The sequence below is a fragment of the Verminephrobacter aporrectodeae subsp. tuberculatae genome, assembly GCF_026127385.1.
GTDB classification, from domain to species: Bacteria; Pseudomonadota; Gammaproteobacteria; order Burkholderiales; family Burkholderiaceae_C; genus Acidovorax; species Acidovorax aporrectodeae.
In genome coordinates this window covers 1-12184 of record NZ_QZCX01000003.1, presented here as the reverse complement: position 1 = coordinate 12184, position 12184 = coordinate 1, and the positions used below count along the sequence as shown (strand labels likewise).

3 protein-coding genes are annotated in these 12184 nt (G+C 66.4%); all 3 read left to right on the top strand.

The features are described from left to right. Positions 1 to 502 precede the first annotated feature (502 nt). The gene (locus D5041_RS15045) at positions 503 to 1435 is read left to right on the top strand and encodes a choice-of-anchor U domain-containing protein (protein ID WP_265285106.1); all 933 of its coding nucleotides are present in this window, start codon (positions 503 to 505) and stop codon (positions 1433 to 1435) included. Between the two features lie 22 nt (positions 1436 to 1457). Then, complete coding sequence (locus D5041_RS15040; protein WP_265285105.1) at positions 1458 to 4406, top strand: Ig-like domain-containing protein; 2949 nt, start codon at positions 1458 to 1460, stop codon at positions 4404 to 4406. Beyond that, positions 4382 to 12184 (top strand): SwmB domain-containing protein (locus D5041_RS15035; protein ID WP_265285742.1); only part of this gene is annotated, 7803 nt, incomplete at its 3' end. The genes D5041_RS15040 and D5041_RS15035, both read left to right, overlap by 25 nt.

Sequence of the window (12184 nt, the reverse complement as noted above, 5' to 3'; positions counted from 1 at the left end):
AACATATTCACCACGACGCCATTATTTTGCACTGCAAAACACGTGCTCAGATGCGTTGACTTTACATTTTGCATCGCAGAACAATCAGGAAAATCATCATTCAAGCCATTCAGAACGACAGCAATGTGAGGATCAGCGCTACCCGGTTTCGTCGACCTGCATGGGCCAGGAACAGGCCATCCATTCTCCATGAAATGGGTGGCAGTTTCCTAAACCATTGTCGGAGCGATGCAGTACCAAAACGTATGATGAAAAACAACTTGTTGATGCAGTCAAGGGAATTTCCTTGTCCACGACAAATCCCCCCGAATGAATCCGCACGTGGCATTCGCTGCGGCAGATCGCGGGCAACCGGAAATCGCCCGACCGGCAAATACCGGGCCGTCGTCGCCGGCATGAATACATGAGGCAGGCACTGGCGCCTGCGTCCATGGACCACAGGCGAGGCCAAAGCTGAATCCGGAAACCCCCACGCAGTCCATTCAGAAAAACGAGAATCACCATGCCCATCATCCTCACCGGCGGCGGAACCACCAGTCCTGCCATCGGAATCGACACGGGATACGACACCGTAATCTTCACCATCCGATTCAACCAAGGGATAATGAATTTCGATGCGGCCGACGTGCTCTTGACCAAGTCTGGCTCGAAGGTGATCGGAGCGGCCTCCGTCCCGGAAAACCGCAACGCCGACGGATCTTCCGATGTCTGGCGGGTCACATTGCAAACGATCGCGGGTGGCAACGCCGCCTCGACGGCTAACGACACCATCGGCGTGAGAGCCGGAAGCATCACCGATCATTTGGGTAACCCGGGGCCCGACACGGACATAGTGACCCCCTTTCTCTTCTACCGCACCGACTACACCAGGCCCATCCTCACCGGAATCAGTTTGGCGAAATCCAGCCTGTCCGCCGGAGAAACAACCACCGTCACCTTCACGTTTTCCGAAAGAACTACCAACTTCACGGCACGCAGCGTCGCATTGAGCGATGGGTGCCAGTTGGAGGGCGCCAACGCCCCGAAGATCGACGGCAACACCGTGACGCCCGTCTACGACGATGCGAGCAACCTGGACGCAGCCCATTCCGCTGCCTGTACGGTGCGCATCAACAGCGTGAATGCCGTCGTCAACAACCTCAGCGGGTTCACGCACCAGAACGTGAGCAACCTCATCACCGACACCACGGCCCCGGTGCTTGGCAGCACCACGGTCAGCGGCCGCAATCTGCTGCTGACTTACACCGAGGCCAGCGGCAAGATGGCTCGGAACGGGCAAAGCCTGCGGCTCGACTTCCGAATCAAGGACGGCGGCGCTTTTGACGCCGACGGCGAGACCGACGGAATCATTACCGCCCCCGGCACGGCGGCGCACATGCTGCTGCCCATCGTCGGGCAGACGTCCGATGCGCAAGCGCACGGGATCTGGTTCTGATGGACCGGAAAGGAAAAACACCATGACCGCACCCACACTCGCCGCATCCGGCCACTCGATCAGCGAAACCGCCATCGGATTCAACCGGAGAACGACTGTCGTCACCGTCAAATTCAGCGAAGCGGTGAAGGAATTCGGCACAACGGACGTGAGTCTGCGCCCGAACGCTGGCAGCGTGAGCAGCGTGAGCGCCGTCAGTCCCGGCGCCGACGGCAGCAGCGACACCTGGCAGGTCACCATCACATCGGGGCTCACGTGGAACAATCCCTCAACGTCCCAAAACTCCGTCGCGGTGAACCTTGCCGGCGTGAGGAATACCGCGGGCGAAGCGGGAACGGGAACGATGAACGTCCCGGGTGTCCTCTACAACATCGACGCCGTAAAGCCCGTCATCACCATCGAGGTGGACGGCAGCGGCCTGACAGCGACAGAAACCAGCCTCGTCAAGCTCAGCTTCAACGAACCGGTCGTCGGTTTCGACCTGGAGGACATGCGCAGCCTCATCGCGCAAAACGCTACGCTGAGCGACTTCAAGCTACACACCGACGGCACGAGCTGGGTCGCCACGCTGACCCCGAACGCAGGCGCCGAGGGGGCCAACCTCACCATCTCCCTGGATACCGAAAACGCCGGCGTGACGGACCTGGCTGGCAACAAACCCCTGAGCAGAATCGTTAAAAGCAACGCCTACTTCATCGATCTGACACCGCCCACGCTGATCAGCTTCACCATAAGCGATCACGACCTGCGGGCCGGCGAGACGGCCACCGTCACCCTGACCTTCAGCGAAAAGGTGCTCAACATCAACCTCAGAGCCGAGCCGCGCCTGGCAGCGTCAATCGGCACGCTGTCCGAGCTGAGCTCCTCCGAAGACGGCACGGTCTGGACCGCTACCCTGACTCCGCCGGAGAACACCATCTCGCCAGTAAACATCGTCGAGATAACGCGTTTCATCCACATAAAGGACCCTGCGGGCAACTCGATCACGGGCACCGTTCCGCGCGGTGAAAACTTCACCGTGGACACCGTGCGGCCCCGGCTCACCACCAACGGCATCACGATCAGCAGCAACATGCTGAAGACCGGAGAAACCGCCACCGTCACCGTCACTTTCGACATCCCGGTACAAAACATCTCCGCTGCCGTGAGCGCGGCCAACGGCACGCTGTCCAACTGGAATCCCAACACAGGCGGCAAGGTCTGGAGCGCCACCCTGGCGCCCGCGGCGAACGCGGAGGCCGCGGGCAACCGCGTCACGGTGGACATGACCCGCGTGCTCACCCCTTCGGGCAACGCCGGGCTGGGCCAGATCGATTCCAGCAGCGACTACACGGTGGACGCACGCCCCCCGCAGATCAGCGACGACGCCATGGCCAACACGGTGAATGGCAACCAGTTGGTGCTCAGCTACATCGAAGCGATCGGCCTGGATGCGGCGCATGTCCCGGCCACCGGGGCCTTTGCGCTGCGCGTCAATGGCGCCGCCGTGGCCAACGCCGTCACCGCAGTGAGCGTGAATGCCACGGCCAAGACCGTGACGCTGACGCTGGCCAGCGCCGTAGGCCCCGGCGATACGGTCAGCGTCTCCTACACCGACCCCACGAGCGGCAACGACGCCAACGCCATACAGGACGCAGCCGGCAACGACGCCGCGAGCTTCGCGCAGCGGCAGATACAGAACAACACCCCGGACACCACGCCGCCCGTGCTGCTGAGCATCGCCATCGCCGACCGCCAGCTCAAGATCGGCGACACGGCCCAGGTCAGCATCCGCTTCAGCGAGGCGGTGACCGGCTTTGGCAAGGCGAATCTGAGCGTGCCCAGCGGCACGCTGTCCGATCTGACCGCGTCCGAAGGCGGCGTGCTCTGGACCGGCACCCTGACCCCCGCGGAGAACACCGCGGCGGCGAGCAACGCGATCAGCGTGAGCAGCCTTGCCGGTGTCGAGGACGCCGCGCACAACACCGCCACGGGGAGCAGCGTCAGCAGCGAAAACTACCAAGTGAACACCGTGGCGCCGCAGTTGCTGAGCATCGTGCTGGGCGACAGCGCGCTGAAAATCGGCGAGACGGCCCGCGTCACCGTCACTTTCAGCGAAGCGGTGAGCGGCTTTGGCAAGGCGAACCTGAGCGTGTCCAGCGGCACGCTGTCCGAGCTGGCGGCCGCCGAAGGCGGCAAGGTCTGGACCGGCACCCTGACCCCCGCGGCGAACACCACGGCGGCGACCAACGCCATCCACGTGAACACCCTTGGCGGCGTAAAAAGCACGGCCGACAACGCCGCCACGGGCAGCGACGTGAGCAGCGACAACTACAGCGTGGACACCACGGCGCCCCAGCTGACCCAGATCACGCTCGACGACAACGCGCTCAAGGCGAGCGATACGGCCACCGTCACCATCACCTTCGGCGAAGCGGTCACCGGCTTCAACAAGGACCACCTGAGCGTCTCCAGTGGCACGCTCGGCGCGCTCACGCGCAGCGCCGACGGCCTGAGCTGGACCGGCACGCTGACCCCGGCGGCAGACACCACGGTGGCAAACAACGTCGTCAGCGTGAACAACCTCAGCGGCGTCGCGGACGCTGCCGGCAACCCGGCCACGGGCAGCGACGTCAGCAGCAGCAACTACAGCGTGGACACCGTGGCGCCGCAGTTGCTGAGCATCGTGCTCGACGACAGCGCGCTGAAAATCGGCGAGACGGCCCACGTCACCGTCACCTTCAGCAAGGCGGTCGATGGCTTTGGCGCCGCGCACCTGACCGTCTCCGATGGCACGCTCAGCGCACTCACGCGCAGCACCGACGGCCTGACATGGACCGGCACGCTGACCCCGGCAGCGAACACCACGGCAGCGAGCAACGCCATCAGCGTGAACAACCTCAGCGGCGTCGCGGACGCTGCCGGCAACCCGGCCACGGGCAGCGGCCAAGCAGCGACAACTACAGCGTGGACACCACGGCGCCCCAGCTGACCAGCATCACGCTCGACGACAGCGCGCTCAAGGCGGGCGAGACGGCCACCGTCACCATCAGCTTCAGCGAAGCGGTCACTGGCTTGACCGCCGCGCACCTGACCGCTCCCAATGGCACGCTCGGCGCGCTCACGCGCAGCGCCGACGGCCTGAGCTGGACCGGCACGCTGACCCCGGCGGCCAACACCACGGCGGCGAGCAACGCCATCAGCGTGAACAACCTCAGCGGCGTCGCGGACGCTGCCGGCAACCCGGCCACGGGCAGCGACGTCAGCAGCGAAAACTACAGCGTGGACACCGCGGCGCCCAGGCTGCTGAGCATCGTCATCGCCGACAGCGCGCTCAAGATCGGCGAGACGGCCAGCGTCACCATCAGCTTCAGCGAAGCGGTGAGCGGCTTTGGCAAGGCGAACCTGAGCGTGCCCAGCGGCACGCTGTCCGATCTGAGCGCGTCCGAAGGCGGCAAGGTCTGGACCGGCACGCTGACCCCCGCGGAGAACACCACGGCGGCGAGCAACGCCATCAGCGTAAACAACCTCAGCGGCGTCGCGGACGCTGCCGGTAACCCGGCCACGGGCAGCGACGTCGCCAGCGGAAACTACGCCGTGGACACCGCCGTGCCCACGCTCAGCAGCATCGCCATCGACGACCGCGCGCTCAAGGCCGGCGCGACGGCCAGCGTCACCATCACCTTCAGCGAAGCGGTGATCGGCTTTGGCAAGACGAACCTGAACGTGCCCCACGGCACGCTGTCCGATCTGAGCAGTTCCGAAGGCGGCAAGGTCTGGACCGGCACGCTGACCCCCGCGGTGAACACCACGGCGGCGAGCAACGCCATCCACGTAAACACCCTCAGCGGCACCGCGGACGCTGCCGGCAACCCGGCCACGGGCAGCGACGTCACGAGCGAAAACTACGCCGTGGACACCGTGCGGCCCGCGCTGCGCGCGAGTAACGCCATCACGCTCAGCGAGCGCAGCTTGGCCTCCGGAAAAACCGCCAGCGTCAGCTTCCACTTCAACACGGCGGTGCAGGACATCTCCGCCGCCGCGAGCGCGAGCAACGGCGCGCTGTCCGACTGGAGTGCCAACGCAGACGGCACGGTCTGGAGCGCCACCCTGACGCCCACGGCGAACGTGGAGGCCAGCACCAACCAGGTCACGCTGGACCCTGCCCACGTGCACAGCGTCACCGGCAACGCCGGCGAGGGGACCCCCGGGCAGTCGGAAAACTACGTGGTCGACACCTCGGTTCCGACGTTCGAGCACGCCACGGCCAACGGACGCGATCTGGTGCTCAGCTATACCGAAGCCAGCAGCCTGGGTCTGGACGAGACGAATACGGCCCCCGCAACGGCCTTTGCGGTGAGCAGCAGCAGCGGTCTGACCATCCGCGTCGAGAGCGCCACGGTGAATGCCCTGGCCAAGACCGTCACGCTGCGCCTGAACCGCGACGTGGACAGCATCGAGACGCTGAACGTGGGCTACACCCGGCCCGCGAGCGGCAACAACGTGCTGCAGGACGCAGCCGGCAACGACGCGGCGAATCTCACGAGCCAGGCGGTAACGAATAACTCCGCGGCCGACACCACGGCCCCCGTGCTCAGCACGGCCACGGTCAGCGGGCGCGAGTTGGTGCTGAGCTACACCGAGGCCAGCAGCCTGGGCCTGGACGCGGCGCATACGCTCCCCGCCACGGCCTTTGCGGTGAGCAGCGCCAGCGGCGTGGCCATAGCCGTCGAGAACGTCACGGTGAGCGCCACGGCCAAGACCGTCACGCTGCACCTGAGCCGTGACGTGGACAGCACCGAGGCAGTGAGCGTGGGCTACACCCGGCCCGCGAGCGGCAACGTGCTCCAGGACGCAGCCGGCAACGCCGCGGCGAATCTCATCGCCCAGACGGTCAGCAACAGCACCGCAGCCGACACCACGGCGCCGGTGCTCGACACGGCCACGGTCAACGGGAACGATCTGGTACTGACCTACACCGAGGCGAGCAGCCTGGGTCTGGACGCGGTGCATACGGCCCCCGCCACGGCCTTTGCGGTCAGCAGCGGCAGTGGCCTGGCCATAAGCGTCGAGCGCGCCGCGGTGGACGCCACGGCCAAGACCGTGACCCTGCGCCTGAGCCGTGCCGTGGACCACGGCGAGACCGTGAACCTGAGCTACACCCGGCCCGCGAGCGGCAACGAGGTCCTGCAGGACGCCGCCGGCAACGCCGCGGACAGCATCATCCACCAGGTGGTGAGCAACAACTCCGCAGCCGATACCACGGCCCCGGTGATCCACAGCATCACGGTCACCGGGCGCGATCTGGTGCTCAGCTACACCGAGGCGAGCAGCCTGGGTCTGGACGCGACGCATACCGCCCCCATCACGGCCTTCGCGGTGAGCAGCAGCAGCGGCGTCGCCATAGGCGTCGAGAGCGCCGCGGTGGACGCCACGGCCAAGACCGTCACGCTGCGCCTGAGCCGCACCGTGGACAGCAGCGAGACGGTGGACGTGAACTACACCCGGCCCGCGGCTGGCCCCGACGTCATACAGGACGCAGCCGGCAACGACGCGGACAACCTCACGCACCAGGCGACGACGAACCAATCCCCCGCCGACACCACGGCCCCGGTGATCAGCGGCGCGACGGTCAGCGGACGCGAGCTGGTGCTCAGCTACACCGAAGCGAGCGGCCTGGGTCTGGACGCGGCGCATACGGCCCTCGCCACGGCCTTTGCGGTCAGCAGCGCCAGTGGCGTGGCCATCAGCGTAGACAACGTCACGGTGGATGCCACGGGCAAGAGCATCACCCTGCACCTGAGCCGTGACGTGGACAACGGCGAGGTGGTGCGCGTGAACTACACCAAGCCCACGACCGGCAACGTGCTGCAGGACGCCGCCGGCAACGACGCGGACAACCTCACGAACCAGGCGGTCACGAACCAATCCGCAGCCGACACCACGGCCCCGGTGCTCAGCACGGCCACGGTCAACGCAAACACTCTGGTGCTGACTTACACCGAGGCAAGCAGCCTGGGGCTGGACGCAATCAATACGGCCCCCGCCACGGCCTTTGCGGTGAGCAGCACCAGCGGCCTCGCGATCGCCGTGGACAGCACCACGGTGGACGCCACGGCCAAGACCGTCACGCTGCACCTGAGCCGTGCCGTGGACCACGGCGAGGTGGTGAACGTGAGCTACACCCGGCCCGCGGGCGGCAACGGCGTGCTGCAAGATGCAGCGGGCAATGACGCGGCGAACCTCACGAATCAGGCGGTAACGAACAGCTCCGCAGCCGATACCACGGCGCCGGTGTTCAGCACGGCCACGGTCAGCGGGCGCGATCTGGTGTTGGCTTACACCGAGGTCAGCAGCCTCGGTCTGGACGCCACCCATACACCCCCCTCCACGGCCTTTGCGGTCAGCAGCGCCAGTGGCATCGCCATCGCAGTCGAGAGCGTCGCGATCCATGCCACGGCCAAGACCGTCACGCTGCATCTGAGCCGTGACGTGGACAGCACCGAGGTGGTGAGCCTCGGCTACACCAAGCCCGCAAGCGGCAACGTGCTGCAAGACGCTGCCGGCAATGACGCGGCCAACTTCACGGACCAGGCGGTGACGAACAACTCCGGAGCCGATACCACGGCCCCGGTGCTCAGCAGCGCCACGGTCAGCGAGCGCAATCTGGTTCTGACTTACACCGAAGCCAGCAGCCTGGGACTGGACGCGGTGCATACGGCCCCCGCAACCGCCTATGCGGTGAGCAGCGCCAGCGGCGTTGCCATCAGCGTCGAGAACGTCACGGTCAATCCCACGGCCAAGACCGTCACGCTGCTCCTGAACCGTGACGTGGACAGCACCGAGGTGGTACGCCTCGGCTACACCCGAGCAGCAACCAACAACGACGTGCTGCAGGACGCGGCCGGCAATGACGCGGCCAACCTCACGGACCAGGCGGTGACGAACAACTCCGGAGCCGATACCACGGCTCCCGTGCTCAGCAGCGCCACGGTCAGCGACCGCGATCTGGTATTGACTTACACCGAGGCCAGCAGCCTGGGTCTGGACGCGGTGCACACGGCCCCCTCCACGGCCTATGCGGTAAGCAGCACCAGCGGCCTGGCCATAGCCGTCGAGAGCGTCACGGTCAATCCCACAGCCAAGACCGTCACGCTGCGCCTGAGCCGTTCCGTGGACAGCGGCGAGGTCGTGACCCTGAACTACACCCGGCCCGCGAGCGGCCCCGACGTGCTGCAAGACGCAGCCGGCAACGACGCGGAAAACCTCATAAACCGGGCGGTGACGAACAACTCCGCAGCCGATACCACGGTCCCCGTGCTCAGCACGGCAACGGTCAGCGGGCGCAATCTGGTGCTGACTTACACAGAGGCCAGCAGCCTGGGTCTGGACGCGACAAATACTGCCCCCACCACGGCCTTTGCAGTAAGCAGCGCCAGCGGTGTGGCCATCACCGTCGATAGCCTCACGGTGGATCCCACGGCCAAGACCGTCACGCTGCTCCTGAGCCGTGCCGTGGACAGCGGCGAGGCCGTGATCCTGAACTACACCCGGCCCGCGAGCGGCAATCAGGTGCTGCAAGACGCCGCGGGCAACGACGCAGCCAACCTCACGAATGAGGTGGTAACGAATAACTCCGCGGCCGACACCACGGCGCCCGTGCTCGGCAGCGCCACGGTCAGCGGGCGCGAGCTGGTACTGACCTATACCGAGGCCAGCAGCCTGGGCCTGGACGCCACCCATACGGCCCCTGTGACGGCCTATGCGGTGAGCAGCGCCAGCGGCGTTGTCATCAGCGTCGAGAACGTCACGGTCAATCCCACGGCCAAGACCGTGACTCTGCTCCTGAGCCGTGACGTGGACAGCACCGAGGCCGTCAGCCTCGGCTACACCAAGCCCGCGGGCGACAACGTGCTGCAAGACGCTGCCGGCAATGACGCGGCCAACCTCAGGGACCAGGCGGTGACGAACAACTCCGGAGCCGACACCACGGCCCCCGTGCTCGGCAGCGCCACGGTCAGCGACCGCGATCTGGTATTGACTTACACCGAGGCCAGCAGCCTGGGTCTGGACGCGGCGCACACGGCCCCCTCCACGGCCTTTGCGGTCAGCAGCACCAGCGGCCTGGCCATAGCCGTCGAGAGCGTCACGGTCAATCCCACGGCCAAGACCGTCACGCTGCGCCTGAGCCGTTCCGTGGACAGCAGCGAGGTCGTGACTCTGAACTACACCCGGCCCGCGAGCGGCCCCGACGTGCTGCAAGACGCAGCCGGCAATGACGCGGAAAACCTCATAAACCGGGCGGTGACAAATAACTCCGCAGCCGATACCACGGCCCCCGTGCTCAGCACGGCAACGGTCAGCGGGCGCAATCTGGTGCTGACTTACACAGAGGCCAGCAGCCTGGGCCTGGACGCGACAAATACTGCCCCCACCGCGGCCTTTGCGGTGAGTAGCGCCAGCGGTGTGGCCATAACCGTCGAGAACGTCACGGTCAATCCCACGGCCAAGACCGTCACGCTGCTCCTGAGCCGTGACGTGGACAGCACCGAGGCCGTCAGCCTCGGCTACACCAAGCCCGCGGGCGACAACGTGCTGCAGGACGCTGCCGGCAATGACGCGGCCAACCTCAGGGACCTGGCGGTGACGAACAACTCCGGAGCCGATACCACGGCCCCGGTGCTCAACACGGCAACGGTCAGCGGGCACGATCTGGTGTTGACTTACACCGAGGCCAGCAGCCTGGGTCTGGACGCTACCCATACGGCCCCCGCAACGGCCTATGCGGTGAGCAGCGCCAGCGGCGTCGCCATAGCCGTCAATAGCGTCACGGTCCATGCCACGGCCAAGACCGTGACCCTGCGCCTGAGCCGTTCCGTGGACAGCGGCGAGGCGGTGAGTCTGAGCTACACCCGGCCCGCGGCTGGCCCCGACGTGCTGCAAGACGCAGCAGGCAATGACGTGGAAAACCTCACGAACCGGGCGGTGACGAATAACTCCGCAGCCGACACCACGGCCCCCGTGCTCAGCGCCGCCGCGGTCAACGGGCACTTTCTGGCGCTGAGCTATACCGAGGCCAGCAGCCTGGGTCTGGACGAGACGCATACTGCCCCCCCCACGGCCTTTGCGGTGAGCAGCGCCAGCGGCCTGGCCATCGCCGTCGATAGCGTCACGGTGAATGCCTTGGCCAAGACCGTCACGCTGCGCCTGAGCCGCGACGTGGACAGCGGCGAGGCGGTGACCGTGAGCTACACCCGGCCCGCGGCTGGCCCCGACGTGCTCCAAGACGCAGCCGGCAACGACGCGGCCAACCTCACGAACGAGGTGGTGAAAAACAACTCCGCGGCCGACACCACGGCGCCCGTGCTCGGCAGCGCCACGGTCAGCGGGCGCGAGCTGGTGCTGGCTTACACGGAGGTGAGCAGCCTGGGCCTGGGCGCCACCCATACGGTCCCCGCGACGGCCTTTGCAGTCAGCAGCGCCAGCGGCCTGGCCATCACCGTCGAGAACGTCACGGTCCATGCCACGGCCAAGACCGTGACCCTGCACCTGAGCCGTGACGTGGACAGCACCGAGGTGCTGAGCCTGAACTACACCCGGCCCGCGAGCGGCAATAACGTGCTGCAAGACGCGGCCGGCAACGCCGCGGCCAACCTCACGAACCAGGCGGTGAGCAACGGCTCCGCAGCCGACACCACGGCCCCGGTGCTCAGCAGCGCGACCGTCAGCGGGCACGATCTGGTGCTGACCTACACGGAGACCAGCAGCCTGGGTCTGGACGCGGTGCATACGGCCCCTGCCACGGCCTTTGCAGTAAACAGCGCCAGCGGCGTGGCCATCACCGTCGATAGCGTCACGGTGAATGCCACGGCCAAGACCGTCACGCTGCGCCTGAACCGTGCCGTGGACAGCAGCGAAGCGCTAAGCCTCGGCTACACCCGGCCCGCAACCGGCAACGACGTGCTGCAAGACGCAGCGGGCAATGACGCGGCCAACCTCACGAATCAGGCGGTAACGAATAACTCCGCGGCCGACACCACGGCGCCCGTGCTCAGCACGGCAACGGTCAGCGGCCGCGATCTGGTACTGACTTACACCGATGCCAGCAGCCTGGGTCTGGACGCGACGCATACGGCCCCGGCCGCAGCCTTTGCGCTGAGCAGCGCCAGTGGCGTGGCCATAAGCGCCGAAAGCGTCACGGTGGATGCCACGGCCAAGACCGTCACGCTGCGCCTGAGCCGTTCCGTGGACAGCGGCGAAGCGGTGACCCTCGGCTACACCAAGCCCGCGAGCGGCAACAACGTGCTGCAAGACGCAACCGGCAACGACGCAGACAGCTTCACGAGCCAGGCGGTAACGAATAACTCCGCAGCCGACACCACGGCGCCCGTGCTCGACAGCGCCGCGGTCAGCGGGCGCGAGCTGGTGCTGAGCTATACCGAGGTGAGCAGCCTGGGTCTGGACGCGACGCATACGGCCTCTGCCACGGCCTTTGCAGTCAGCAGCGCCAGCGGCGTGGCCATCGCCGTCGAGAACGTCACGGTGAATGCCACGGCCAAGACCCTCACGCTGCACCTGAACCGTGACGTGGACAGCACCGAGGCGATAACCCTGGGCTACACCCGGCCCACGGCTGACCCCGACGTGCTGCAAGACGCAGCGGGCAACGACGCGGCCAACCTCACGAACCAGGCGGTAACGAACCACTCCGCTCCCGACACCACGGCCCCCGTGCTCCGCAGCACCACGGTCAGCGGCCGCGATCTGGTG